The 25,784-nt window shown below is 48.5% G+C and carries 23 protein-coding genes; 8 read left to right on the top strand and 15 right to left on the bottom strand.

Translation table 11 applies throughout. From position 1 onward, the window contains the following. Positions 1–994: 994 nt before the first annotated feature. The 14 genes from upp to Q0198_RS05685 form a co-directional block, all read right to left on the bottom strand. Entirely contained in the window at positions 995–1,621 is a 627-nt protein-coding gene (gene upp, locus Q0198_RS05750) for a uracil phosphoribosyltransferase (protein WP_297896033.1), read from the bottom strand. 586 nt (positions 1,622–2,207) lie between these two features. Further along, a complete protein-coding gene (locus Q0198_RS05745) occupies positions 2,208–2,780 on the bottom strand; it encodes a BON domain-containing protein (protein ID WP_297896000.1) in 573 nt (190 codons plus the stop codon). A 380-nt stretch (positions 2,781–3,160) separates the two neighbouring features. Next, a complete protein-coding gene (locus Q0198_RS05740; protein ID WP_297895998.1) occupies positions 3,161–3,934 on the bottom strand; it encodes an SDR family oxidoreductase in 774 nt (257 codons plus the stop codon). Between the two features lie 275 nt (positions 3,935–4,209). After that, positions 4,210–4,578 carry a pyridoxamine 5'-phosphate oxidase family protein gene (locus Q0198_RS05735; RefSeq protein WP_297895996.1) on the bottom strand — a complete coding sequence of 123 codons (369 nt, stop codon included), beginning with the start codon at positions 4,576–4,578 and terminating at the stop codon, positions 4,210–4,212. Positions 4,579–4,676: 98 nt separating this feature from the next. Further along, positions 4,677–5,357: a DNA alkylation repair protein gene (locus tag Q0198_RS05730; RefSeq protein WP_297895994.1), complete on the bottom strand. Its 681-nt coding sequence runs from the start codon at positions 5,355–5,357 to the stop codon at positions 4,677–4,679. A 248-nt stretch (positions 5,358–5,605) separates the two neighbouring features. Further along, positions 5,606–7,393, bottom strand: a complete 1,788-nt coding sequence (locus Q0198_RS05725; RefSeq protein ID WP_297895992.1) for a Mur ligase family protein — start codon at positions 7,391–7,393, stop codon at positions 5,606–5,608. Between the two features lie 845 nt (positions 7,394–8,238). Beyond that, on the bottom strand, positions 8,239–8,970 hold the full coding sequence (locus Q0198_RS05720) for an alpha/beta fold hydrolase (RefSeq protein WP_297895990.1): 732 nt from the start codon (positions 8,968–8,970) through the stop codon (positions 8,239–8,241). Continuing rightward, positions 8,960–9,178 (bottom strand): prevent-host-death protein, encoded by a 219-nt coding sequence (locus Q0198_RS05715; protein WP_297895988.1) that lies wholly within the window; start codon positions 9,176–9,178, stop codon positions 8,960–8,962. Before Q0198_RS05715 ends, Q0198_RS05720 begins: the two co-directional genes overlap by 11 nt. A 60-nt stretch (positions 9,179–9,238) precedes the next feature. Further along, positions 9,239–10,270: a D-alanine--D-alanine ligase gene (locus tag Q0198_RS05710; protein WP_297895986.1), complete on the bottom strand. Its 1,032-nt coding sequence runs from the start codon at positions 10,268–10,270 to the stop codon at positions 9,239–9,241. A 23-nt stretch (positions 10,271–10,293) separates the two neighbouring features. After that, positions 10,294–10,848, bottom strand: coding sequence for a Holliday junction branch migration protein RuvA (gene ruvA / locus Q0198_RS05705; RefSeq protein ID WP_297895985.1), 555 nt, complete (start codon positions 10,846–10,848; stop codon positions 10,294–10,296). Continuing rightward, positions 10,845–11,408, bottom strand: a complete 564-nt coding sequence (locus Q0198_RS05700) for a hypothetical protein (RefSeq protein WP_297895983.1) — start codon at positions 11,406–11,408, stop codon at positions 10,845–10,847. The genes ruvA and Q0198_RS05700 overlap by 4 nt, the downstream gene beginning before the upstream one ends. Before the next feature lie 2 nt (positions 11,409–11,410). Then, positions 11,411–12,340 carry an MlaD family protein gene (locus tag Q0198_RS05695; protein WP_297895982.1) on the bottom strand — a complete coding sequence of 310 codons (930 nt, stop codon included), beginning with the start codon at positions 12,338–12,340 and terminating at the stop codon, positions 11,411–11,413. Between the two features lie 506 nt (positions 12,341–12,846). Beyond that, positions 12,847–13,617, bottom strand: coding sequence for an ATP-binding cassette domain-containing protein (locus tag Q0198_RS05690; RefSeq protein ID WP_297895980.1), 771 nt, complete (start codon positions 13,615–13,617; stop codon positions 12,847–12,849). Further along, positions 13,614–14,717 carry an ABC transporter permease gene (locus tag Q0198_RS05685; protein WP_297895978.1) on the bottom strand — a complete coding sequence of 368 codons (1,104 nt, stop codon included), beginning with the start codon at positions 14,715–14,717 and terminating at the stop codon, positions 13,614–13,616. Before Q0198_RS05685 ends, Q0198_RS05690 begins: the two co-directional genes overlap by 4 nt. Positions 14,718–14,797: 80 nt before the next feature. Between Q0198_RS05685 and murJ the strand changes: the two genes are divergently transcribed. The 5 genes from murJ (at position 14,798) to Q0198_RS05660 (ending at position 21,909) form a co-directional block, all read left to right on the top strand. Beyond that, a complete protein-coding gene (gene murJ / locus Q0198_RS05680) occupies positions 14,798–16,195 on the top strand; it encodes a murein biosynthesis integral membrane protein MurJ (protein ID WP_297895976.1) in 1,398 nt (465 codons plus the stop codon). Beyond that, a complete protein-coding gene (gene cysS, locus Q0198_RS05675; RefSeq protein ID WP_297895974.1) occupies positions 16,182–17,756 on the top strand; it encodes a cysteine--tRNA ligase in 1,575 nt (524 codons plus the stop codon). The genes murJ and cysS overlap by 14 nt, the downstream gene beginning before the upstream one ends. 361 nt (positions 17,757–18,117) lie before the next feature. Beyond that, entirely contained in the window at positions 18,118–18,387 is a 270-nt protein-coding gene (locus Q0198_RS05670; protein WP_297895973.1) for a hypothetical protein, read from the top strand. A gap of 136 nt (positions 18,388–18,523) precedes the next feature. Beyond that, positions 18,524–20,245, top strand: coding sequence for an ABC transporter ATP-binding protein (locus tag Q0198_RS05665; protein ID WP_297895972.1), 1,722 nt, complete (start codon positions 18,524–18,526; stop codon positions 20,243–20,245). Between the two features lie 512 nt (positions 20,246–20,757). Continuing rightward, a complete protein-coding gene (locus Q0198_RS05660) occupies positions 20,758–21,909 on the top strand; it encodes an MFS transporter (protein ID WP_297895970.1) in 1,152 nt (383 codons plus the stop codon). 10 nt (positions 21,910–21,919) lie between these two features. Here the strand turns inward: Q0198_RS05660 and Q0198_RS05655 are convergent, their stop codons facing one another. Continuing rightward, complete coding sequence (locus Q0198_RS05655) at positions 21,920–23,110, bottom strand: MFS transporter (RefSeq protein WP_297895969.1); 1,191 nt, start codon at positions 23,108–23,110, stop codon at positions 21,920–21,922. Positions 23,111–23,228: 118 nt separating this feature from the next. On the opposite strand from Q0198_RS05655, the gene Q0198_RS05650 reads away from it, so the two are divergent. The 3 genes from Q0198_RS05650 to Q0198_RS05640 are packed head-to-tail and all read left to right on the top strand — an operon-like array spanning position 23,229 to position 25,730. Beyond that, positions 23,229–24,149, top strand: coding sequence for a stomatin-like protein (locus tag Q0198_RS05650; RefSeq protein ID WP_297895968.1), 921 nt, complete (start codon positions 23,229–23,231; stop codon positions 24,147–24,149). Beyond that, positions 24,146–24,688, top strand: coding sequence for an NfeD family protein (locus Q0198_RS05645; protein ID WP_297895966.1), 543 nt, complete (start codon positions 24,146–24,148; stop codon positions 24,686–24,688). Before Q0198_RS05650 ends, Q0198_RS05645 begins: the two co-directional genes overlap by 4 nt. Beyond that, a complete protein-coding gene (locus Q0198_RS05640; protein ID WP_297895964.1) occupies positions 24,681–25,730 on the top strand; it encodes a dehypoxanthine futalosine cyclase in 1,050 nt (349 codons plus the stop codon). Before Q0198_RS05645 ends, Q0198_RS05640 begins: the two co-directional genes overlap by 8 nt. The last annotated feature ends 54 nt before the right edge of the window (positions 25,731–25,784 follow it).

Raw genomic sequence — 25,784 nt, 5'->3', positions numbered from 1 at the left:
TTAGAATTGCGAAGCGGTAGGCTCTTTTGCGAGCCAAAATTTATCGGCATTTTGCCTAAATTTGAGCTCGACATACGACCTAGCGATAAAATTTTACCTCCATCCGCTATTTTAGAATTTCTCCCGAGCCTAAGGACGATTCTAGTTTATAGCGGCGAATTTTGCCCTTACTTGAAATTTTACCGATAGCTCACTGCGGGTTGTAAGATTTCGCACTCGTCACGCTCGCACTGGGCGGCAGTAGGGCGGAATCGCGCCTAAAACAGCATAGCGGCGCAAAATTTCCACGGCTCGCAAGCGTAAAATCGCTCTTGATCGCAAAATACGGCGGCTTTAAACTTGTTATTTTTGCGGCTCGATAAATTTTGTAGGCGACGGCTGGGTTTTAAGCTACTATGAAAAGCGTGACTGCTCGGAGTTTTTTGCGAGCTGCGCGCGAGCTATGTGGCAGTGCAATCAAAGGCGGTTTAAAATGGTGATATTTGCGGCGCGGGCGGTTGCAAAATTTTACGCCGCAAATGCGCGCTAAATTTTGAAATTTTGCTACCGCTTTGCAGAGAGTAGAGTTTTGACGCGGTAAATTCTCCGTGAAATCTCGCACGGGTAGAATTCTATGGCAAATTCGGCGATAATAAAATTCCGCCGCCCTATTTTGCTTTTTCCTTACTTTGAAATTTACGTGTTTTATACATCGCGGAGCTAAAATTTCATTTGATAAATTCCAAAAATACCGCAAATTTTACGACTAGTTAAAATTTTAAAGTGCATTAAATTTACGGCGCTACAAATTTTAAATTTCACTACGTATTGCGCACGCCGTAAAAAGTACGTGCCCTGCCAAATCTATTGCAGCGTGAAATTCCGAGCGGCGGCAACCCGCATATTTGATAAATAGATTTCGCAGCACAAATTACATGCTGGCAAATTTAATTTATCGCCGCATAAATACTGTCGCGCAAATTTAACGCAGTCAAAAGTCCTTCGCCGCGCAATTTCACATCGTATTAAACACCCTATCTCCCGCGTCTCCAAGTCCCGGCACGATATATTTTTGCTCGTTTAGTCTCTCGTCGATCGCCGCGGTGAAAACCTCGACCTGCGGGTAGATCTCGCTAAATCTATGAAGCCCCTCGGGCGCTGCGATGATGGAGATAAATTTGATCTTTTTAACGCCGTTTTTCAGCAGAAATTTTACCGCATCGATCGCCGTACCGCCGGTCGCAAACATCGGATCGATGATGATCGCGGTGCGCTCTGCGGCATCTGCGGGCAGTTTGGCGTAAAAAAACTCCGCCTGTGCGGTCTTTTCGTCGCGCTGAAAACCCAAAAACCCCACGCTAGCGTCCGGCATGAGTTTAAATACGCTATCCAGCATACCCAGCGCGGCGCGCAAAATCGGGCAGATCATGATCTTCGTGGCGAGCTTATACGCGCTGGTTTGCGCCACAGGCGTATGCACGCTCACCTCGCGCAGCGCCAGATCGCGCGTGGCTTCGAACATCATCAGGTAGCTGATCTCATCGACGAGCATGCGGAACTGAAACGGATCGGTCCCCCGATCTCGCAAGATCGTGAGCTTATGCTCGATCAGCGGGTGCTTGATCAGCCTCACGTTAGGCAGCTCGCACGCGGTTTGGTACGTACAATTTTGGCTTTGGCTCATTTTCTCTCCTTAAATTTACTGAATTTTGCGCCCTTTGGGGCATTTTAATCGTATGTTTTAGCGCGAGCGCTCGCGTCATTTCGCTGAAATTTCGCCGATAACGGCAGCGCGATTTTAAATTTAGCTCATTTTAGCTCACAATGCGCGCGTTACGTTTAAATTTAGCTCGGCGGCTCGCTTAAATTTAACGCCTTTAAAAACGCAGTGCTTTAAATTTAGCTCGCGCGTGCCGCTTTAATTTAGCCGCTATTTAAACAGGGCGCGCTTTCTATCGGCACGCCGGGCGCTACTTTTCGGCGAGCGCTCGCGGCGTAAATTTCATCTGCGAAATTATCGTCTGAGGCGGCTTTAAATTTACTTAATGCTCTCGCTCGTGAGCCAAATTTTAAAATTCCCCGCTATCTTGCGCGCCAAAAATTTTAATTTCATGCATGTCGATCGCCCTGCAAACGAGCTGAAATAAATCTGGCATATCCTCAAATTTAGCCCGCCGCAAGCGGTTAAATTTGCCGTACCGAAGCGATCAAATTTAACCGCAAAGCCCCTACTCCTTCACCACGCGCAGGAACGAATACACGTCCTGCACCCCGGGCGCGTGCGTCGCGTACCAGATCGCGTGCTTTTCATGCTCGATGTCGCTCACTACGCCGCTAAATACCACGTCGCAGCCCACGATCGCCACGCGCACCGCAGTGCCAGAAACGTCGGTATCGGAAAAGAGATTTTTCTTTAAATTTGTAAAAATTTCAAACGAATTGCACGGATATTCGGACTTTTTGACGCGCAGATAGGTATGCACGCGCCGCACGCCTTCTGTTTGCCGAGCTAAAGCAAGTAGCGGCTCGCGCATCGCTTCGCTATCCAGAAGCCCGATGAGATAGACCTCGCCATAGAAGCATTCGACCTCCAGATCCCAGCTGCTAAGGCCTTTAGTAAATAGAATTTTGCTTTGGATTTTAGTCTGGACGAGCTTGTCGCTAGCGACCTCGCTTACGCTGCGGCGGTCGCGTGCTACGGAGTAGATGTCGTATACGCTAAGCGCATTGCCAGCGGGCGCCAGCGGAGCCGCGCAAGAGAGCAAAAACACCGCTAAAATCGCTAGAAACAAAACCCTCAAACCCTCTCCAATCTCGTTTAATTTCTAATTATCTCAAGCCGGCTGCCGGCGCCGCTTTTTAAATTTAACCCCGCAGGCACCGTTTTATCGCAGCTTCAAATTTTGCGCCGCGAGATTCCGCCCAAACCGCACGCCGTAAAATTTTACAATATAAATTTTAAAATTTACGTTGTAATTCCCACAGATTGCGGAATTCTGCGTTTTCTTCGCTGCGAAATTTCACGCGCAATATTCGTCGCCATAATTCTACCCGGTTAAATTTTTCATTGCAAAATTTGCCGCTGCAATAAATTCTACTGGGTAAAATTTCTCGCAGCGAAATTCGCCTCTGTAAAATTTTATATTTCAAAACCCGCGCCCAAAATTCCGCCCAATCGCGGCTAATTCGTCGTAAGCCCGCCGTCTATCGCAAATATCGCGCCGCTGACCCACTTCGCCGCATCCGACGCCAAAAACACCGCCGCATCGCCGATGTCCTGCGCGCTACCGATTTTGCCGAGCGGATAGATATTTTGCACCATTTGCTCAAACGCTTCGCGTCCCTGCGGGCTAAGCGCGCTTAAATTTCGCTCAAACTGCGGCGTTAGCACGCTACCGGGCGCTATGGCGTTGACGCGTACGCCGAGTTTGCCGACCTCGAAGGCAAGCGATTTGGTGAAAGAATTTAGCGCGCCTTTGGTGATCGAATACGCCGTCGTGGTGCGCCCTACGAGCATTCGGTTCGCAAAATACGACGAGATATTGATCACGCAGCCCTTGCTAGCCGCAAGCGCGCCCAAAAGCCCCTGAGTAAGCAGATATGGCGCTTTGACGTTTAGGTTTAGATGAGCGTCCAGCAGCACTTCGTCGGTCGCCTCAAACGGTACGAATTTTCCCAGCCCGGCGTTATTTACTAGGATATCTATCTTAAGGGGTAGCGCTAAAATGCGCTCACAAAGGCCTTTTATCGTTTTGCTTTGCGCCAAATCCGCCTCTACCGCGTAAGCTTTCACGCCGTAACCGCCCAAGGCCTCCTGCGCGATTTTTAATTTCTCCTCGCTTCTGCCAAGCAGGATCAAATTTGCGCCCTCTTCGGCGAAACACTTTGCGATACCAAGCCCTATGCCGTCGCTTCCGCCAGTGATTACGGCGGTTTTACCCTCTAATCGTTTCATACTTTTCCTTTCAATGCGTAAATTTACGTTCAAAAAATTTGAGCGAGATTTATGGATCTCGCAAACTTCGAAATTTTGCAGGCTTTGAAATTTTATTAACTTTAAAATTTCGCCCGCTTTAAAATTTCGCGGCGAAGCGAAATTTCATCGATAAAATTTTACTAACTTTGAAATTCTACCGATAAAATTTCACGGCAAAATTCCATCGTAAAGCTCGCGGCGGAATTTCATCGGGAATTTCATCCGTAAATTCCACCCAAACTGCGCCGCTTGGCTTACAGCACCTGTTTTACGCTACTAGCCGTGATTTCAAGCAGCCTTGTCGCAAAAGGAAATTTCGCCTTCGTTTCCTCAAACTCCGCACCGCTATCCATAAAGCGCGCTGTGCCCTTCACTACAAAGCCGCGCCCTGCGCCAAACCTGCCTGCCAGCTCCTTCGTTGCGACGCTAAGCTCGACGTTCGGATTAGCCTCCACGTTGCTTTGCGTCTTTTTCATACCCGCAGCCGGGATAAGGATGCGATCACCCTTAATGACGAGATATCTGTTCCACGTATTGCTGATATGAGCCTCACCCTGCGCGCAGGTAGCGATACCCACGGCGCATTCATAATTCAAAATCTCCAAAAATTCCTTGCTAAACATTTTCTCTCCTTAAATTTACATTTTAAAGCTCGCGATTTTGGCTGACAAGCCCCGCGCGCAACTGAAATTTTAACTACCTCCGCCACTTTCCGCCGCGGTTAAATTTTATACTTCAAAAGCGCATCTTTTTCGGCTTTGCTTACGCGAAAGCTATCGCGGATCTTCGATATCGCCTTGTTTTGGATAAATTTAACCGCCCGCTTGCTCGCCAAAAACGCAAGCGTGATCTCGCGCTGCTTGATAAACATCTCCGCTATCGCCCACGCCGCGCCCATCTGCACATAATACCGCTCGTCGCTTTCGGCGGCGCAAATTTCAAAAAATTCCTCGGGCGTGATCGCGCCCATATTTTGCATAAAATAAACGTAGAAAAATCGCCTCTCAAACTCGCTCACGCCGCCCTTAGCCTGCTTTAACAACGCGTCCGCGAAAGCGTCGTTTCTGAATTTCGGAGCGAACATATCGCAAACCGCCCAATTTGGCATAGTTTTGATAAAACTGCTCGCAAGTGCAAATTTCGCCTCATCCTGCTTTAAAAGCATTATAAAAAAGCCCTTTAGCACGAACTCCTCGTGAAAAAAGGGCTCGTAATTTTGCAGCTCGCGCCGCGCCTCATCCGCCCCGCTCAAAGCGGCGAAACTTTTGCGAGCAAGTGCGCGCAGCGCGGGAGTGCGCACGCCCAAAATCTGCGGCGCGGGTATTAGGCGCTGCGAAAATTGCGCGAATTTCTCCTCGCTTAGCGCTCGCAGCTGCCCTAGCATATTTTCTCGTAAATCCATAGCTTTCCTTTAAATTTATCGTAAATTTAATCGCGCGCAAGATTGCGATTTTATAACGGCGCGCCGAAATTTTGCCGCATAGGACTTTTATTTAAACAGATCGCGCCGCACGCACAAACCAATCACCCGATAGATCGCACCGCTTCAAGTCACTCGTCGTACCCGCTCAAAGTCTTTTGCCTAAAAATACGCCCTGTCAAATCGCGCAGTATGCCTCAGGGCAAAGCAAGCCGTGCCGCCAAAGCCGCTTAAATGAAGCTCGGCGCGTCGTTTGAAAACAAAATCAGATCTCCGCTATGCGTATTTTCGCTCAAAACCCGCTGCAAATCGCGCTTGTCTTTCAAAACGATAGTCTTTGCGGGGTCGATCTTGCTTTGCAGCACCTCGGAATTTAGCTCGCCCGTGATGATCGCGAGATCAAAAATTTCATCGATCTTGACAGCCAGCGTCTCGTTGTCCTCGCGCGTGCTCTCGACGATGCCCGGCGTGATGACGACCTTGCGCCCGCCGTAGCTTCGCATCAGCTCGTAGCTTTGCAGCATGCCGCTTAGATTGCCGTTGAAGCTATCGTCGATGATGATTTTGCCGCCCGCATCGAGCCGCGCGAGGCGGTGCTCGATGGCGCTGACGTGCGCGACACGGCTTTTGATCTTATCTACGCTAAGACCCAAAAATCGCGCGATCTTTATACACGCGGCAAGATTTGCGGCGTTAAATTTACCCAAAATCGGCGCAAAAAACTCATGTCTCTCGCATAGTTCTCTCCGCCCGTTTGAAATTTTACGCTCGTTTGGAGCCTCTTGCGAGCCCCGCTCTTTATCGCCACAAATTTTATCGTCACGGGCGGTTTGTTCACAAAATTTTCGCTCGCTCCGCTCGGCGCAGGACATGGAATTTGCATCGTCAAAATCGGCGCCGTAATTTTTAGAATTTTTGTCTTTTTCCGCGCATGCCACACTGCCTGCATCTAGGCTTAAATCGCCCTCCCCTTCACCACCTGCGGCGGATGTTTCTGCATGCGGCACGGAATTTTTGCAGCTTGCACCGCTTTCATCATCGCTCAAGCTAAGGCTAAATTTTATTCCGTCCAGATCCGCGCCGTGGATTTTTAGCCCCTCGTCGTAGATCGTGACGCGCTCGTCCGTGCCTTTTTGCGTGGAGCTGTGCAAAAACGCATGCTTTAGCCGCGCACTCGTGAGCGCTTCGAGCTTGGTTTTGCGGATGTTTTCGATGCTTTTGAAATACTCGATGTGTTGCGCGCCGATCTCGCCCACGACGACGATCTGCGGCGCCAAAAACTCGGTGATTTCGGCGATGTCACCGCTCAGCCTGGCGCCTGCTTCGGCGATGTAGATCTGCGTATCTGCGGGCAGCGCCTCGTTTACGTCGCGCACGAGCCCTGCTAGCGTGTTTACCGAGCGCGGCGTCTTATAGCAGCGAAAGTCGTTTTTTAAAATTTGATACAAGAAGTTCTTAATGCTCGTCTTGCCGTAGCTCGCGGTGATCTGAATGATCGTAAGGGAGGGCATCTGGGCTAGTTTTTTGCGTGCATCGGCCTTAAATTTCGCAGCCTGCGCCCGCTCGTAAGCAAAGCTCGCCACAAGAGCGGCGCCAAGCGGTAAAAATATCGGCAAAATCGGAGCTTCTGCGGCATAAAACACGGCGCTGAAGCCAAACGCACAGAGTACTAAAATTGCAAAAAATCGCTTCACGCGCGGCGTAAAGACGAGCTTTTTATCAAGTCCTCTTTGCCAACAATAAAGCGCTAGCGCATAGGCCGCGATGATTAAAATTTTAGCGGCACATAGGGCATAGAGGAATGCAGTGCCAAATTTAGCTGCGCCGAGACCTACCGCGATCTCGCAGCCAAAATACGCCGCCAGCGGCAAAATGAAAAAATAAATGTGCCACGCGGGCTTGGTGAAGTGAAAGATAATACGCGCGGGCTTATACGAAAACCACTGCAGGCAGGTGATCAGATAAAAGCCGAGCAGTAGGACGAATGCCGCGTGCGCGATCAAAAATATTATATTCATCTTTTAAAATTCCTTTTTATAAATTTACGCGCCCGCTTTGCGAGGCTGCGCGGGCAAACCGCGGCGAGCTCGGGCTAACCGGCATTTGGCTTCATTTGTAAATTTTACGAATTATCGCTTTGCAAATTCTAGTTTTACAAAATTCGCGTGCTCGCAAATTCACGCTCTCATGTTGGCCGCACGAGCCGCACTAGATAAATTTGCGCTACCGCGCGCCGCCCCCATTTTCGATACCGCACAGTATCCATCTCTCGCGACCTGAAATTTTCGCATGCTGTATATCTTACGACATCTAGCCCCACCTCGCGCGATTATTTGCGCGCCATCCGCGGCACTTCGGCTTCGTATCGCGACGAAGCGACGACGCGGTTATGCGACCAAATTTAATTGCTCGCTTTGCGGCGCACACGCGGTTTCGCCGCATCATGTACGGCTGCCGCAAACACAGAGCAGAAACGCGTTAAAATTTTAAAATTTAACGCGACACGCTGTAATTTGGGCTTGCGTTTTGTACTACGCGCCCAAAGAGCCGATTTTACGCCGCTAAATTTTAAATATGTGCCGCATACGCACGCGGCTTTATAATCTAAATTTACGCTTTAGTTCGCGATCTTTGACGCAAACAGATTGCAAAATTTTAAAACGTGCGCCGCGAGATAAGCCGGACTAAAGCCGCCGCATTGAAACGCTTTTAAATTGCACCCCGCTCTTACATTCACGCGATCTGTTTTGTATCTAAAGCGCGATTTTTAGCGGCTCGGCACCACAATTTCGCGGCTAAATTCTAAAAATTTACACAAAATCGCGTTTCGCTTTAAATTTAGCGCGACGCCAAATCGTTAAATTTAGCTGCCGCCAAGCTCCTTTTCGATCTGCTCGCCGATAAAATCCGCGCTCTGCAAAAAGAAAAAGTGATCCCCCGCCAGCGGATAAAATTTGCTGTTTTTGACGAGCGAGTGGATCAGCTCGCCGCTTTTTAGGCTAGTGGCGCGATCGTCCTTGCCCCAAAAGATGAGCGCATTTTGCGGGCTTAGCGCAGAAAAAATGTCGCGAAAGTCCTCATTTACGACGTTTTTTAGCGTCTCATACATCGTTTTGCTCATACCTGCGGCATCCTTGCTCGCAAACGCACGCCAAAGCCCAGCCAGACCAAGTCTTTTTAAAATTTTAAAAATCGCGATTTTGGCGCGCACTGCAAAGGGCTTGGGCTCGATGATACCGGCGCTGCTTAGCAGTATGAGATTGCGCGGGGCCAGCAATGCGGCGATCTTGCCGCCGAAGCTGTGCCCCATGATCGCTGCGGGCTGCTTGCCGAAAGCTGCGATAAAGGCGCGCATAATCTCTGCGTAATCCTTGCTGCCAAGGGCGCGCGCGGGCTGGGAGCTGGCGCCAAACCCCGGCAGATCGACGCACACTATCGCGTAACGGCGGAATTTATCCGCAAAAACCCTAGACATAAGCGCTTTGTTTGCGCCCCAGCCGTGCAGCACCAAAATATATTCGGCACGCTGCAGATTTGAAATTTCGTAGCTGATTTTGTAGTTTTCGCCGCCGTAGACGAGCTCCTTACTCGCCACCGCCGCTCCTTTTGGCGTAAACGGCCTTGAGTAGCTCGACCGCCTTTTCGAGTCGCTCAAACTCGCTCATACTGATCATCACGGCTTCAAATTTGTTGTTTTTGACGATCATGGCTTTTTTGATCTCTTGATTTTTGATCTTGTTTAAAACGGTGCTGAAGTTGCGCACGATCTCGGTAGCGGTGTAAATTTCGTCTTGATTTATCATAACTCGACCTTTTGGGGTAAAATTTTACGCAAAATTTAGCGTAAAATTTTAAACGATTGGCTATTTATTAGCGGTGATTTTAGTGATCAGCTCGTAGCTTACGGGGATCTGTCTCATCGGCGGCAGCGACGAAGCAAGAGCTGCTAATACCTCGGAGAAATCATCAAATAGGTAGTTTGCGAGACTGCCTGGGTTTGGATTTATCTCGTTTAGATAAATTTCGCCCTCTTTTTCAAAAAAATCGCAGCGAATGAGCGCGCCATCGAATGATCCTGCATTATAAAGCCGCTTAAAGGCGTCTTTCATCTTGCCCTCTAGCAAAGCGCCAGGACGAGCGGGCTCGATCGCGCCACTACGCGAAAAATCCAAATATTTACGATCGAAATTTAAATAGCCCTCTTTTTTTGGCTCTTCGATGTTTGAAAATACGATTTTGCCGTCTATTTTAGCGCCTGCGAGATTAAATTCCTTTACGTTTTCCCAGTATGGCTCTACGATCGCGCTGTCGTCCAGCTCAAAAGCCTGATCCAGCGCGTAGCTAAACTCGCTTTCATTCTTGGCTATCGAAATTCCGATGCTAGAGCCCAAATGAGCGGGCTTAACGATGATCGGAAAATTAAAATTAGGCAAGCTGGTACGACTTACGATCTCATACGGCAAGGTTTTTACATTTGCGATTAGAGCCAGGTGCTTGGTTAAAATTTTATTATAGCTTAGCACGCTAGCTTCTATGCGAGGTCCGATATAAGGGATGCCAAAAAACTCAAATAGCGCCGCCATTTTTCCATCCTCGCCGTCGCAGCCATGGATTAGATTGATATATGTGCCGACTTCTAGCATGCTTTTGCTAAACATTCCACTCTCAAAAAATCCGCCTGCACCGATACTAAGCTCTTTTGCTTTAGCATAGCCGCCCTGCTTAAAATATGCCGCGCGCATATTTTTATCCTCGATGCGGTAAAATTTGCGATTTTTATCGCAAAATATAAACTCCAAGTCCCAGCCTTTTAGGGCATTTTTGACGGCAATTGCCGAGATGATACTTACTTCGTGCTCATAGCTTTGAGCTCCAAAAACTAAGCCAAATTTCATTGCTTTCCTTCAAATTTTATTTTCTACGCTAATTTTTTTAACGCCTCTTTGACAAGATCTGACGTATTCGTGCTACTGCAGCCCGCTAAAATTTGATTGATCTTATCGCGCTTAAATCCAAGGCTTTGTAGCGCGGACGCCGCTTCATTTTTATAAGTCTCGCTAGGACCGAATTCCATTAGCTTCGCATCGCCTAGTTCGGCAATGATCCGTCTAGCAGTCTTTGGGCCGATACCCGGAACTGAAGTTAGCGTCGCAGCATCCCCTGTAGCTACGCAACGCGCAAAATCCTGCGGAGCGAGCGTCGAGCAAACCGCCATCGCCGTGCTTGCACCTACGCCACTAAGCTTGATTAGGGTTTCAAACATCCTTTTTTCACTCTCGTCTAAAAACCCATACAGCAAATCGGCATCCTCGCGCAGAATTTGCACGCACGCAAGCTCGGTCAGCTTGCCCTGCGTGAGCTTCGCGGAGGTATTTAATGACAACGAAAGAGCGTAGCTCACGCCGCTAGCGCATTTAATAACGCAAGCAGTGGGCTCCTTGCGCGTGATAATTCCTTCGATCGCCGCTATCATCTAAGAGCCTTTAAAATTTCGTTTATGCTCTCATTAAGCGCTAAATTTAGGGCATTATAAATGCTTTGCGAGCTAGGATCAGGCACGAAAACGCGCTTAGTGACGATACCGGATTTTATGCTTTCTAAAGAATTCAAAATTTCATATCCCATCGTGACGGTTGCTTGATCGTTATTGACCTGAAGCGCTACGATACTGGTTTTTAGGCGCAAATCCCGCTCTTTTGGCACAAATATCGGATTTAGCGAGCAGGTGGAAAATGCCGCATCAAGCAGCGCCTTATATACCATCTCGCTAGGCATCGTGATAAATTTGGCGTCGCTTGCGAACCGCGTTCGGTTTCTAAAATCCACTATTAAAATATCCCGCCTATCGACGAGATCGGTCGCTGTGATGGTGTCGATAAAGATATTTTTGCGCGCACCGCTAGGATTTACGCAGTGCTTTTGATCATAACGCAGCTCGTAGTAAGTGTATGGCTTAGCCTGCTTAGCTAAGCAGCCGCCTAAAAATATCGCTGCCAGCGTCGCAGCAAGCGTAAACTTTATAAAATTTTTCATCTTTATTCCTTTTTATCGTCGCGATCCGCGCTTTTAGAAGTGTCTTTGAAAAAGAAATCATAAGGATTGTCCTCTAGCCTAAACATCGCGCCTTGGAATTCTCTAAGCGATTTTTTGAGCTCGCCAAGAGTGTTTTTTGCCTCCTCAAGCGTAGGATCCAAGATCGCTTTTAGATTGTACTCGCCGCGATCGATACGCTTAGTGATGATGCCTGCGGTTTTATCCAGTGAATTCGATAGATTGGCAGCACTCACGGCAAAGGCGTTTAGATTATCTAGCAGCGCGTCTAGCTCCTTCTCGCGCTCGTTTAAATTCGCTATGAGAGTATTTACGTTAGCAAGCAGCGCGTCTAGGCTTTGGAATTTTTTCTCATCACTTAGCTCGGCGCTAAATTTATCCATCGAAGATAGAATTCTATCCACTTTATCGGTATTTTGCTTCGACAACAGCCCATTAATTTTAAAGACCATCTCACTCACGCTATCGGTGATGACTTCAGCTTTAGAGCCGATTTTGTCAAGAAGTGTTTTGTCCAGCGCAATTATCGGCTTTTTATCATTCGGCGGAAAAAGCTTGCCGCTTCCTTTCGTGATATTTATAAACGCGATTCCGCTGATGCCTTGAGATTCTACCTTAGCGACGCTATCTTGCGAGATCGGTAGCTTGCTTTTTACCGAAATTTCAATCTCAATAATCGCATTTTCGATATCGGCGAAGTCGATACTTTTGATGATGCCCGCATTTACGCCGATAAATTTAACCTCGGAATTCTCCTTAATACCTACGGGAAGCTCTTTTGTGTGGATATAGTAGGAGCGGTAGCTTTCGCTGCGATCAGTCTTTGTAAGCATCCACCACATAAATGCCGTAAGAGCCGCGACGCAAATCATAACAAATGCGCCTACTATCGTGTATGAAGTTCTATTTTCCAATCTTTTCTCCTAATTTCAGAGCGTAAAATTTAAGCCCTGCGATATGCCTTAAAATAGCCATTTGGGCTTAAATTTTAAAACTTAGCACTTTCTCAAATAGTCGCAAAATTTGCAGAATCATCTGAGTTTAAATTTTAAAGCTTAGCGTGCATTTTGAAATTTCAAAATATCGTCACGTCGTATTTTAGCGTAAAATTTTACCGCCCCGGTTTAATTTAACGCCGCTTACTCGTCGAAATTTTAAAATTTCAATGCGCTATCCCGCAAATGCACCCCGTTTAAATTTTAAAATTTTATGCTCGCGGGGGTCTAAAATTCCTGGCGAAGTTTAAAATTTCGATTGAGCCGCTAAGGTCTAAATTTTAAAATTTAAGCCCTGCGGAGCCGGGAATTCCTCGCTAGGTTTAAAATTTAAAATTCTTCCGCTGCTATTTTAAAATTTCAGCTCCTACCTATCTAAATTTTACCCGCCGCGATGCATATTTCGGCTCGGTAAATTCCGAAGTTTAATCTCTTTGTCGCATCTTAAATAGCTCTTCGAGCGGGTTATTCTCTAGGCTTGAAATCTCCTCGATATTTCCTTCAAAAGCGATTTTTTGATTATCCACGATCAAAAACCGATCCAAAATGTCAAAGATACTATCCACGTCGTGCGTCACCATAACGACCGTGACGCCGAGGCTGTCTCTAAGCTCGCAAACAAGCCTATCAAGGGCTCTGGCGCTGAGCGGATCAAGCCCCGAGTTTGGCTCGTCCAAAAATAAAATTTCAGGACTAAGTGCTAGCGCGCGAGCCAGCGCCACGCGCTTTTTCATACCGCCGCTAAGCTCGTTTGGCCTAAGCGCGGCGGCCTCTTTTTTAAGTCCCACCTTTTGGATCCAAAACATCGATAGCTCATCTATCTCGCGCTCGTTAAATTTAGAGTATTCGCGAAGCAGCACGCCTACGTTTTCGAGCACGCTCATTGAGCTGTAAAGCGCACCGAACTGAAACATCACGCCGCATTTTAGGCGGATCTCGTTTTGCTCCGCCTCGCTCGCGCGCCAAATATCGCGCCCGAAAATTTTAATCTCGCCGCTTTGCGGGCGCTTTAAAAATATGAGCGTTTTCATTAACGTCGTTTTACCGCTGCCGCTGCCGCCTAAAAAGCCGTAAATTTCGCCTCTTTTGACGCTAAAACTCACGCAATCGTGCATAACGCGCGATCCATACGCGGTAGTAACGTCGCGCGCGACTATAATTTTAGCGCTTTCGCCGGATTGCACTTGCTCGCTCATAGTCCGATTTCCGAAAACAGAACCGCAAAGACCGCGTCGATCGCGATGACCCAAAATATCGCATTTACGACGCTGATCGTGGTGTATTCGCCGATGCTTTGGGTATTTCCTTTGACCTCAAAACCCCGCATACAGCCGATGATAGCGATGAATGCCCCGAAAAACGGCGCTTTAATCATACCCACTAAAAAATGCCTAAGCTCTACAGAAGCCTTAAATCTATCCAAATAATCGTTAAAGGCTATGTCTAAATACGCGTCACACACAATCATCTGAGCCAAAATACTTACCGAATCTGCGATAAAAATGACTAGCGGCATGATTAGTACCATCGCGATAATGCGCGGCATCGCAAGAAAATAAAACGGATCAAAGCCCATCGTCCTCATCGCATCGATCTCTTCTGTGATCTTCATCACGCCGATCTGTGCCGTAAAGCTCGAAGCCGAGCGACCTGCGATAACGATAGCGGCGATTAGAGGCGCCACCTCGCGCAGCGTCAAAGAGCCCATAATATCGATGATATAGATGCTGGCGCCAAATTTAGAAAGCATATCCGAGCCGATGTAAGCAAGCACGATGCCGATCAAAAATGCCGTCAGTGAGACTATGAAAAGCGCGTCTATGCCGCTATCTTTAATGAAATTTACGGTTTCTTTGAAGCGGAATTTCATCGGATGAATTATAAAAGCCGCGAGTTTAGAAAAAAACTCGCCTAAAAAGCTTGCAAGGCTTAGCAAGCCTAGAATTCCAAGATGGCAATAAAGTCCGATCTGCGCTAAAAAATTTAGCCTGCGAGACTCGGGTACGTAGCTAAAATCGATCGTTTTATCATCCATAAAGCTTAAAATTTTGGCAGCTTTGCTGCCATCCTCCACAAGGCTAACCCGCTTGCCGGCAAGGGCGTTTTTGATCATCAACGCCATGAAATAGTCTAAATTTGAAATTTCGCTTAAGCTTAGCTCCAGCTCGTTTAGATTTTTTACCGCTTTTTTTAGTGCAAGTAGCTGGGAGTGCGAGCTTTTGTAGTTCCACTGCCCGCGTAGCGATAAGGTATTTTTCCCGCCCGAGCTTTCGAGCGAAAAGGCTAAATTCCGCAAAAATTTCTCTCCAAAATCAAAAAATAGGGGAAATTATAATATAATCAACCTTGGCATTTTATAAAATTTAATGGAGATTTATGCTCAGAGGCTTTTTTACAAATAGCGTAGGCACGCTGGTTTCGCGGGTTTTGGGTTTCGTGCGCGACCTGCTTACCGCATCGGTTTTGGGCGCGGGGATTTACAGCGATCTGTTTTTCGTAGCGTTTAAACTGCCCAATCTTTTCCGCAGACTCTTCGGCGAGGGAGCCTTTACGCAGGCGTTTTTGCCTAGCTTTACCGCCGCGCACAAAAAAGGAATTTTTGCCGCAGCGGTGCTTATTAAATTTAGTATTTTCATCGCGCTTTTAACGGCGCTCGTACTGCTTGCCGCGCCCGTTTTTACTAAAGTTTTGGCATACGGATTTAGCGCCGAGCAGATCGGTCTTGCGGTGCCGTACGTGCGGATAAATTTTTTCTACCTTACATTTATCTTTGTCGTTACGCTCTTTGCCTCGCTGCTTCAGTATCGCGACCACTTCGCTACGACGGCGTTTTCGACCGCGCTTTTAAATTTGGCGATGATCGCGGCGCTTCTGCTAGCTCGCGGTAAGGACGGCGCCACGGCGGTGCTTTATCTTAGCTTCGGCGTCGTAGCGGGCGGGCTTTTACAGCTTGCGGTGCACGTTTATGCGCTGAAGTTCACCGGAATGTTGCGCGTCTTAACGGGCGGCTTTGCGCGGCTTGCGCGGGGTGATAAACCGCAGACGCAGGGCTTTTATAAAAATTTTTTCGCAGGCGTGCTCGGTGCGTCGGCACTTCAGCTAAGCTCGTTTATAGATACCTTCTTTGCGAGCTTCCTTGCTAGCGGCAGTATCAGCTATCTATACTACGCCAACCGCATATTTCAGCTGCCGCTTGCGCTTTTTGCGATCGCGCTTAGCACGGCGATCTTTCCGCGCATGAGCAAATTCGTAAAAGCTCACGACGACGCGCAGGCTCTGGCGCTCGTCGAGCGCGGGTTTTACTTCCTTTTGGCGCTGCTCGGGCTTTCCGCGATAGGCGGCGTGATGCTGCGAAACGAGATCACGCAGCTGCTGTTTGAGCGCGGAGAATTTACTCGCCAAAATTCCATCGAATGCGCCGCAGTTCTCGGCGCGTATATGGTGGGGCTCGTGCCGTTTGGGCTATCTAGGATTTTTTCGCACTGGCTGTATGCGAATATGAAGCAGAAACTAAGCGCGAAAATTTCGATCTGGTGCGTCTTTATAAATGTCGCTTTGTGCGCGCTGTTTTTTAAACCCTTCGGTGCGGTGGGGCTTGCATTTGCAAGCACGATAACGGGGGCATTTCTGCTCGGCTTTAACCTCTATTTTTTTGGATTTAATAACTTTTTGGCTATAATCCGCGCAAAAAAAATTATTGCGATCGCGGCGCTTTGTGCGGGCGAAGCGGCGATTTTATACATTTTAAAAGGCTTGTATTATGGTAATTTATGATAGTTTGAGCAAAAAGAAGCTACCGTTTAAGCCCATTAGCGAGGGATTAGCGCGCATTTACGCCTGCGGCCCGACCGTTTATGACGATGCGCATTTGGGGCACGCAAAAAGCGCCGTAAGCTTCGATCTGCTGCGCCGCGTACTGCAAGCGGAGGGCTATGAGGTTAAATTTGCGCGAAATTTCACAGACATCGACGATAAAATTTTAAAAAAGATGGCGGAAACCGGCAAGAGTCTGGGGGAGATCACGGAATTTTATACCAGCAGATATTTGCAGGATATGAGCGCGCTAAACGTCGCGGACGCGAGCATTTCGCCCAAAGCGACCGAAAATATCGCCGCGATCTGCGAGCTCATATCCTCGCTTCTTAAAAAAGGCTTTGCCTACGAGATCGCAGGTGACGGCATCTACTTCGACACGCGCAAGGATGGGGATTATCTAAGTCTTAGCGGCAAAAAAGAGGGCGCCGGCAAAAACATCGCTCGCGTCGCCTCAAACGATGCCAAGCACGACGAAAAGGACTTCGTGCTGTGGAAATTTGACGAGAATTGGTTCGATAGCCCGTTTGGCAAAGGGCGCCCGGGCTGGCACAGCGAGTGCGTAGCGATGATTTTAGCGCACCTTGATAGCGGCGATCCGCAATTTTGCATCGACATTCACGCAGGCGGCGCCGATCTGCTCTTCCCGCATCACGAAAACGAAGCCGCGCAGTGCCGCTGCGCCCGCCATAGAGCGCTAAGCAAATACTGGCTTCACAACGGCTTCGTGCAGGTAAATAACGAAAAGATGAGCAAGAGCCTAGGCAACTCCTTTTTTGTACGAGACGCTCTAAAAATCGCCCCGGGCGAGGCGTTGAGATTTTATCTCTTAAGCTCGCATTACAGGGCAAATTTTAATTATTCGGTGACCGATCTGCTTGCGAGTAAAAAGAGGCTAGATAAAATTTACCGCCTTAAAAAGCGTGTGTGTGAAGTTTTAGCTCCCGCTACGGGGCAAAATTCTGCGGTATGTGTATCTGAACATACTGCGCAAATTTCATCCGCAAGCTCTGCGCAGACCTGCGGGGATACAGGGCGAAATTTAACTTCGAGCGGATCTCAAAGTTTAAGCCCAAACGCGGCACCGAATTCCAAGCCTAAAAATTCCGCGCCAGAACTGCCTGCTGCGGAGGCTAAATTTAGATCGGAGATGATGGAGTTTTTAAGCGACGATCTTAACACCTCGGGCGCGCTTGCGGTGCTCGATAGCTTCGTAGCAAGCGCGAATGAAGCGCTAGATCGTGCGCCAAAAGACAAGGCGCTAAAGGCCCAAATCACTGCAAATTTGGAGTTTGCGAAGCATACCCTTGGAATTTTATACGAGGATGAGACCGAATACTTTCGCTTCGGCGTGAGCGAGCAGCAGAGGGTACAGATCGAGGAGCTGATAAAACAGCGTGCGCAGGCAAAGGCGGAAAAGGACTTTGCGAGCGCGGACGCCATCAGAGCGCGCCTTACGGATATGAAGATCGAAGTGATGGATACGCCTAGCGGCACCGTTTGGGAGGTCGCAGCGGAGTAAAACGTAAAATTTAGCGCGAAATTTTACGTTAAATTTTATGATTTTTGTCATACGGAGTACAAATCCTAACGCTAATTCGCGCATAAATTTCAGTGCGATTTCATTCGGCGGTGCGATGGTAGCACTGCGGCGGTCGTGCATATTTCGGCGCAATTTTTATTCGGCGATACAATGATACGGCGATGTGGCGGCGAAGACACAAGGCGGATCGCAATTTTCATTCGTAGGCGCTGTCGACGCGATGATGAAAGCGTGATTTTTAGCTTATGCCGAGTTGCGGCGTAGCGGAATAGTGCCGCGGCGAGGTAGTGTCACAGTGCTGCGTATAAATTTAGCGCGATTTTTTTGAAGGCGCGGCAGTATGAAAGTGCAATGCGGCGCGGCGATGCGAAGTAGCGATATAACGCGATGCAATTACGATACGGCACTTTGTAGCGCTTTATGGCGCCTCAAAGTATTTAACGCTTATGACGTGCGAAAGTGTTTAGAAATCGCGATGAATAAAAACTCGCTCGCTTTTAAGTCGCTTTGCGCTTTAAAAGCGGCAAACAAAAAGCTAAATCTCGGCGTCGTCCGCACGGTCGCCGCATGCGAGCGAGTTGATTTAGCGAGCTTGCGAAGCGCAAATTAGTCCCGCGCCGCCCCATAAATTTCGTGCTGCATCGCGGTCAAAATTCTAAAATTTAAGGAATTTTAGAATTATAAATTTTAAAATTTTAGGAATTTTGAGATTTAAATTTTAAAAATTTTATAAAAAAGGATAGCATTTGAACGGCTTTAAAACTTTACTATCGCGCTTTAAGCCCTATTTTAGGGATTACAAGCCGCAGTTTGCATTGGCGATTTTGGGTATGGTGATGACGAGCGTGGCGACTGCTGCGAGCGCGAAGCTGGTCGAGCCCGTCTTAAATAAAATTTTCGTCGAAAAAAACGAGCCGTATCTCTACACGCTTCCGATCGCTATCATCGTGGTTTTTGCGATGAAAAGCGGCGGCGCGTTTATGCAAAACTACTTCACCGCCTTCATCGGTCAAGACACGGTGCGCCGCTTCCGTGATAGGCTCGTTGCAAGCCTCGTGCGGCTGGACGTGGATTTTTTCAACCGCTTCCGCACGGGCGAGCTCATCAGCCGCACGATCAACGACATCGAGCGTATCCGCGTCGTGGTTTCGAATATGATCCCCGATTTTTTCACGCAGATCATTACGATTTTGGGGCTTTTGGGCGTCGTGATCTATCAGAGCCCAAAGCTTTCATTTTTCGCGCTCGTGGTCTTTCCGTGCGCGATATATCCGCTCTCGCGCCTTGCAAAGCGGATGAAAAAAATTTCGCGCGAGTCTCAAGAGAAAACCTCCGATATCTCCTCGGCGCTCAGCCAAATTTACTCCAACATCGAAATCGTCAAGGCAAGCAACGCCGAGAGCTTTGAAGTGGAGAAATTTAACGCCGAAAACAAGAAATTTTTCGGTCTAAATTTAAAGGCGGTCGTAACGACGTGCCTGGTAAGCCCGATCATGGAGATGCTAGGCGCCGTGGGCATCGCCGTGGTGATCATCGTCGGAGGACAGGAGGTCATCGCGGGCCAGATGAGTATCGGCAGCTTTTTCAGCTTCCTTACGGCGCTTTTTATGGTTTACACCCCGATAAAAAAGGTCTCCTCGCTCTACAACAACATGCAAGACGCCATCGCGGCGAGCGAGCGGACGTTTGAGCTAATCGATTTGGAGCCTACGATCGTCGGAGGCGGAAAGCAGATGGGTGAGATAGGCTCGGTGAGCTTTTGCGACGTGTCGCTAAACTACGGCGACAAAGCGGCGCTAAAAGACATAAGCTTCAGCGTCAAAAAGGGCGAAATTTTAGCGCTCGTCGGAAACAGCGGCGGCGGAAAAAGCTCGGTCGTGAACCTACTGATGCGCTTTTACGACGCAAGCAGCGGTAAAATTTTATTCAACGGCAACGACGAGATCGGCGAGTTTAGCATCCCTAGCCTGCGCGAAAATATCGGCCTCGTAAGCCAGCGCGTCTATATTTTCAACGACACGATCGCGCAAAACGTAAGCTATGGTGCAGAATTTAACGAGCAGCGCGTCATAGAGGCGCTCAAGCTCGCCAACGCCTATGAGTTCGTAAGCTCGATGAAGGATGGAATTTACACCGTGCTTAGCGAGTTCGGCGCTAATCTTAGCGGCGGGCAGCGCCAGCGTATCGCCATCGCGCGCGCGCTGTATAAAGACCCGCAAATTTTAATATTCGACGAGGCGACTTCGGCGCTGGATAACGCAAGCGAAAAGGAGATCTCAAACGTCATCGAAAAGATCAAACAAAGCAAAATCGTCTTTGTAATCGCGCACCGCCTCTCTACGATCGAGCGCGCCGATAATATCGCGGTGATGAAAAACGGCCGCATTCTCGCCATCGGCACCGACGCGAAGCTGGCGGGCGAATGCGAGGAGTATCGCAGCCTAAAGGGGATTATGCAAAACGGCTAGAGCTTTAAAATTTTACCCCTTTTGCGCCTCGGTTTTGCTCTACGAAATTTTAAAATTTTATCTTTGAAGCAAGCCGCATAAGTTTATCCGCAAAGATTGAAATTTTATCTTGAAATTTAGCCGCGCGGATCGTTGTTTTGGCTACAGGGCTTTTTAATAAAGCTCGTCTCTTTGATGCGACGAGGCACGACTGCTAGAGCTTTAACGTTTGGATTAAAATTTTATCTCAAAATTTCAGCGCTTCATTGCAGGCTGCCACTAAATTTAAAGGCTCGTGCTGTTTTAAAACCGCTGCGGTAAAATTTTATCGCACGCTGGGCTCTTCGGCGCGCTACCTGCACTTGATCTTAGGCATCTGCGATAAAATTTTGGCTTTGTTTTCCTTTATAAATTTTCGCATCTTTTTAAAATCCCTATCCGAATCGAAATTTTTCAAATATTTTTTACATAAAAACCGAGCTTTAATCAATAAAAGGCTACAATACGCCAAATTTAATTCCAAGGGAAAGTCATTGTTTGAATCTATGCGCGCGGCACGCTCGCTAAGCCCCCTATTTCTGGGGATTTTCTTTATGTTTATCGGCGACGCGCTAGTTATCGCAAGCGCGGGCATCATGCTAAAAGAATCCGGCCACAGCGAGCTTGAGATCGGAGCGATTTCGGCGTTTTTCTTTTTAGGGGCGATCTTTAGCGGCTTTTTCGTGCCTTCGATAATCGGTGCGCTCTCGTACGTGCGGGCATACGCAGTCTTTACGGCGCTTTTCGGAATTGCTGCAATGCTGCATGATCTTGGCTCAAACCTCGTGTATTGGGCGATTTTGCGCTTTATTTTGGGCTTTTGTTATTACGCGCTTTTGATGATAATCGAAAGCTGGATAAACTCAAAGATCACAAACTCCATCCGCTCCCGCGTGCTGGCGATCTACGAAGCGGTTTTTTACGGCGCGTTTGCGATAGGAGTTGCAATTTTAGCGCTAAATTTCGGAACGATGAAGGTCTTCGTGCTAAGCGCATTTTTCATCATCCTGGCGTTGCTGCCGGTAAATTTAATCCGCTTCAACCCTCCCAGAGTTCCCGCTCGCATGCGCATCTCGATGCCGCAAATTTCGATCGTGCCGCCGCTTGCGTTTGCGACGGTGGTTTGCGCGGGCATTTTGATTAACGGCTTTTTTTCGATGGCGAGCGTTTTCGTGCTAAGCGCAGGGCTTGGAGTGGGCTCGGTGGGCGCATTTATGGGATCGGCGATGGCAGGAGGCTTCTTAGCGCAGCTCGTCTGCGGCACTATTTCAGATAAGTTCGGTCGCAAACGCGCCATAATGATAGTTTGCGCCATCGGTATCGTAGCCTGCGCGGCGCTATTTTTTGCTAAAAGCTTCATCCTAACGTGCGCGCTTGCGTTGATGTTGGGATTTGGCGCTTTCCCTTTGTATTCGCTCGCCATTGCGCGTGCAAACGACTCCATCACCGGCGAAGGCGCATCTCGCGTGCAAATTTCAGCGGCAATGCTTTTTATCTATTCGAGCGCGTCGCTCTGCTCGCCTTTGATAATCGGCGCGATGATGAAATTTTTGGGCGCAAACGGCTTTATCTGGGTATTTTTCGCGGCGATGAGCTTTTTATTTATATTTGCTATCTTTCGCCCCGAGATCGCGCCGAAAAGATAGCTTTAAAATTTTAAATTTTTTCGTAGATCAAAAATTTATAATAAAACGCCGCGATTGCAAACATAAAGCCCATGCCGAAGGTGATTTGCGAAAGCGAAAATCCAAGCTCGAAAAAAAATCCGATCGCAGCCGACACGAGTGTCGCGACGATGAAATACGCCATATCGTTGTAAGCGATAACGCGCCCGAAAAACTCCCTATCGACGTGGTTTTGCAGCTGCGTAAAAGAATACGACCACACCGTCGTGATGAAAAATCCCGCCGCGATCATGCCCGCAAACGAAAGCCAGTAGTTAAACTCCAGCACCGCCCACAGCGCGATGCCCGCAAACTGCCCCAGCAATAGCCAAAAAAACGTATGTTTATTCACGATCTTGCTTAGCCATATCTGCCCGAAAAATGCAGCCGCCGAGCGCGACATATTCATAAGCCCGATGACTAGCGAGGCGCTTAAAATTTCTTTGTATTTATACTTCGCAAGAAGCGCGATGAGATTGTCGTAAGTAGTGACGGCGACGAAGGCGTGAAGGACGATGAGATGCACCACCAAAGGATGCGAGCGCAGGTAAGAAAAGCCCTCCTTTAGCATCTTAAACACCGGCCCTGGCGCGTTTCTTGCGAGGTCTTTAAAATTTAGCCGTAGCAGGATAAAAAACGAAAAAACATATAAGCAAAAATCCAAAATAAACGCCGCTCGCACGCCGAAATAGTGGATAAAAACACCCGCACTCGCCATTCCGAAAGTATATGTGATCGTCCAGATAATGCCCGTCATCTCGTTAGCAAGCTTGAGATAGGGGCGGCTTAGGAATTTCGGCAGCGTCGAGGATTCGGTCTGAAAAAACAGCGTGCCTGCGACGCTTCGCACGACCACGATCAGAAGCAGCAGCCACAGATAATCCAAACTATCGATAAAAATCAGCATGAAAATACTGATCATCTCGGTTATAAACATCGCCGTCATCAGCGGCTTTGGTTGAAATTTATCCACGATGATGCCGTTGATGGGCGCTAAAAAAACGTTCGGCACGAACGAAACGACGCCCACCGCCGTAATCGCCCACACAGGTGCGCCAAGCCCTATGAGCAGCGTAGCGACCCCCACCACCGAAAACCACAAGCCGAACATACATATAAAACCCGCCGAAAAGAGCAGTCGGTAGTTGCGCGAATGTCGAAGCAGGACGATGTATCTGATCATAAAATTTTATCCCGTAAATTTAATATAAAAAATCTAGCGAAATTGTATCACGACGCGCCTTAAAAGCCAAAATAAGCTAAAAATGCTATAATTGCGAAATTTTAATTCAGGAGTGAAAATGGAAGGGTTCGTAACTACGGTAATAGTATTTTGCGTCCTCATCGCGGCAATTCTAAAGATGGGGGTCAAGATCGTCTCACAATCGGAAATTTTGATCATCGAGCGGCTGGGTCGCTTTCATAAGGTGCTAGACGGCGGCTTTCACATCATCGTGCCGTTTTTTGACGCGGTGCGTGCTAAGATGAGCGTGCGCGAACAGCTCGTAGACATCAGCAAACAGCAAGTCATCACAAAAGATAACGTCAACATAAGCGTCGACGGTATCGTGTTTTTAAAGGTCATCGACGGTAAGATGGCGCTTTACAATGTCGAGGATTATCGCCGCGCAATTTCAAATTTAGCGATGACGACGCTACGTAGCGCGATCGGCGAGATGAGCCTAGATAGCACGCTTAGCTCGCGCGATCAGCTAAATTCCAAGCTACAAATCGCTCTGGGCGATGCTGCGGATAACTGGGGCGTAAAGATCATGCGCGTAGAGATTTCCGAAATTTCGGTACCGCACGGTATCGAAGAGGCGATGAATATGCAGATGAAAGCCGAGCGTGAAAAGCGCGCGATCGAGCTTAAAGCCGAGGCTGAAAAAGCAGCCCTCATCCGAAACGCCGAGGCGCTAAAGCAGGAGAAGGTTCTCGAAGCCGAGGCGATCGAGCGTATGGCGGATGCGAAAAAATACGAGCAGATCGCGCTAGCACAGGGTCAAAAAGATGCGATGGATAGTATAAATTTAGCGATGAGCGCTTCCAGCTTTGCGGCGGAATACCTGCTCGCGCAAGGTCGCGTAAATGCTTTCAGCGAGCTGTCCAAAAACCCGAGCAAGGATAAAATTCTAGTGCCTTACGAAACGAGCGAGCTGATCGGCTCTCTTAGCGTGCTTAAAGAATTCCTCGGCAAAAACGGCGCGAAGGAGCTCAAATGAACGCGCTGATTTTTATCATAATCGGCGTGATTTTGGCGATCGTCGAGCTTTTGGTGATGGATTTTACCTTTATATTTTTCAGCGCCGGATTTTTCATCACGGGGCTTTTGAGCTTCGGCTTTCACCTTGATTGGGACGTACAAATTCTGCTTTCGTTCGTGCTTTCTTTCATGCTTCTAATCGCGCTTAAAAGGCCGCTAAAATCGCGCTTTTTCAAGCCCGAAGAGAAACACGAGGATAATTTTTTAGACGAGAGCGGCACCGGCATCGTCAAAAACGGCATGGTATATTTCAAAAGTACGTTTTGGAAAAGCGATGAAATTTCGGATCTTAACGAAGGCGACCGCGTCGAAATTTTAGGCGTAAAAAACGGTCAGATCGTGGTTAAAAAAGATGGCAGTCTAAATTCTAGCGGCGCAGACGGCGTAAATTTAAATGACGGCGGCGTAAATTTAGGCGGCGCGGACAGCACGAGTACCGACGATAAAAATTCCAATGCCGACACGAGCGATGTAAATTTAAAGGGAGCTAATGGCTAGAATGAGCGCCGATGAGGCGCTAGAGCTGATCGAGCACGCCGATCTGAACGAGCTTGGACGCGCGGCGTTTGCGCGCAAGCGCGAGCTGCACCCAGACCGCGTCACGACCTTCATCATCGATCGAAACATAAACTACACCAATGCCTGCATGGTGGATTGCAAATTTTGCGCATTTTACCGCCACGCAAGCGACGCGGATGCCTACGTGCTGAGCTTTGAACAGATTAGCGAAAAGATCGAGGAGCTCATCGCCGTGGGCGGCACGCAAATTTTATTTCAAGGCGGCGTCCATCCGAAGCTGAAAATCGAATGGTACGAGGATCTGGTGGAGTTCATCCGCAAAAAGTACCCTAGCATCACGATCCACGGCTTCTCGGCGATCGAGATCGATTATATCGCGCGCCTTAGCGGCATCAGCACGCTCGAAGTGCTTCGCAGGCTGCAAGCCAAGGGGCTCTACTCGATGCCCGGAGCCGGAGCCGAAATTTTAAGCGACCGCGTGCGAGACCTGGTCGCGCCGCGCAAAAGTAACAGTGCCACGTGGCTTAGAGTGCACGAGGAGGCGCACGGCATCGGCATGAAAACGACCGCCACGATGATGTTCGGCACGCTGGAAAGCACGCGCGAGATAGTAGAACACTGGGAAAAAATCCGCGAGCTGCAAGATCGCACGGGCGGCTTTCGAGCGTTCATTTTATGGAGCTTCCAGGGGCAAAACACCCGCCTTTTGCGCGAGCACCCAGAGATCAAAAAGCAAAGCCCAAACCGCTACTTGCGCCTACTCGCCGTTTCGCGGCTATTTTTGGATAATTTCAAAAACGTCCAAAGCAGCTGGGTCACGCAGGGTAGCTACATCGGGCAGTTGGCGCTAAAATTCGGCGCGAACGATCTGGGAAGCACGATGATGGAGGAAAACGTCGTAAAGGCCGCAGGCGCGAGCTTTCGGATGAGTAAGGACGAGATGATAGCGCTGATCCGCGACGTAGGCGAAATACCCGCCAAGCGCAACACCAACTACGATATTTTGGAGACGTACGCTTAGGTGCAGGTTTTGCGCGTTTGCGGCAGGAATTTATGCGCTTACGGCTAGAATTTA

The organism is uncultured Campylobacter sp. (assembly GCF_938045205.1).
GTDB lineage: Bacteria > Campylobacterota > Campylobacteria > Campylobacterales > Campylobacteraceae > Campylobacter_B.
This window is presented reverse-complemented; position numbering and strand designations above follow the sequence as displayed.

Excerpts from the sequence above, each read along its gene's own strand:
- Q0198_RS05740 (WP_297895998.1), bottom strand. The coding sequence starts at position 3,934 with ATGAAACGATTAGAGGGTAAAACCGCCGTAATCACTGGCGGAAGCGAC.
- Q0198_RS05735 (WP_297895996.1), bottom strand. The coding sequence starts at position 4,578 with ATGTTTAGCAAGGAATTTTTGGAGATTTTGAATTATGAATGCGCCGTG.
- Q0198_RS05730 (WP_297895994.1), bottom strand. The coding sequence starts at position 5,357 with ATGGATTTACGAGAAAATATGCTAGGGCAGCTGCGAGCGCTAAGCGAG.
- Q0198_RS05725 (WP_297895992.1), bottom strand. The coding sequence starts at position 7,393 with ATGAATATAATATTTTTGATCGCGCACGCGGCATTCGTCCTACTGCTC.
- Q0198_RS05715 (WP_297895988.1), bottom strand. The coding sequence starts at position 9,178 with ATGATAAATCAAGACGAAATTTACACCGCTACCGAGATCGTGCGCAAC.
- Q0198_RS05710 (WP_297895986.1), bottom strand. The coding sequence starts at position 10,270 with ATGAAATTTGGCTTAGTTTTTGGAGCTCAAAGCTATGAGCACGAAGTA.
- ruvA (WP_297895985.1), bottom strand. The coding sequence starts at position 10,848 with ATGATAGCGGCGATCGAAGGAATTATCACGCGCAAGGAGCCCACTGCT.
- Q0198_RS05700 (WP_297895983.1), bottom strand. The coding sequence starts at position 11,408 with ATGAAAAATTTTATAAAGTTTACGCTTGCTGCGACGCTGGCAGCGATA.
- Q0198_RS05690 (WP_297895980.1), bottom strand. The coding sequence starts at position 13,617 with ATGAGCGAGCAAGTGCAATCCGGCGAAAGCGCTAAAATTATAGTCGCG.
- murJ (WP_297895976.1), top strand. The coding sequence starts at position 14,798 with ATGCTCAGAGGCTTTTTTACAAATAGCGTAGGCACGCTGGTTTCGCGG.
- cysS (WP_297895974.1), top strand. The coding sequence starts at position 16,182 with ATGGTAATTTATGATAGTTTGAGCAAAAAGAAGCTACCGTTTAAGCCC.
- Q0198_RS05670 (WP_297895973.1), top strand. The coding sequence starts at position 18,118 with ATGAAAGTGCAATGCGGCGCGGCGATGCGAAGTAGCGATATAACGCGA.
- Q0198_RS05655 (WP_297895969.1), bottom strand. The coding sequence starts at position 23,110 with ATGATCAGATACATCGTCCTGCTTCGACATTCGCGCAACTACCGACTG.
- Q0198_RS05650 (WP_297895968.1), top strand. The coding sequence starts at position 23,229 with ATGGAAGGGTTCGTAACTACGGTAATAGTATTTTGCGTCCTCATCGCG.
- Q0198_RS05645 (WP_297895966.1), top strand. The coding sequence starts at position 24,146 with ATGAACGCGCTGATTTTTATCATAATCGGCGTGATTTTGGCGATCGTC.
- Q0198_RS05640 (WP_297895964.1), top strand. The coding sequence starts at position 24,681 with ATGGCTAGAATGAGCGCCGATGAGGCGCTAGAGCTGATCGAGCACGCC.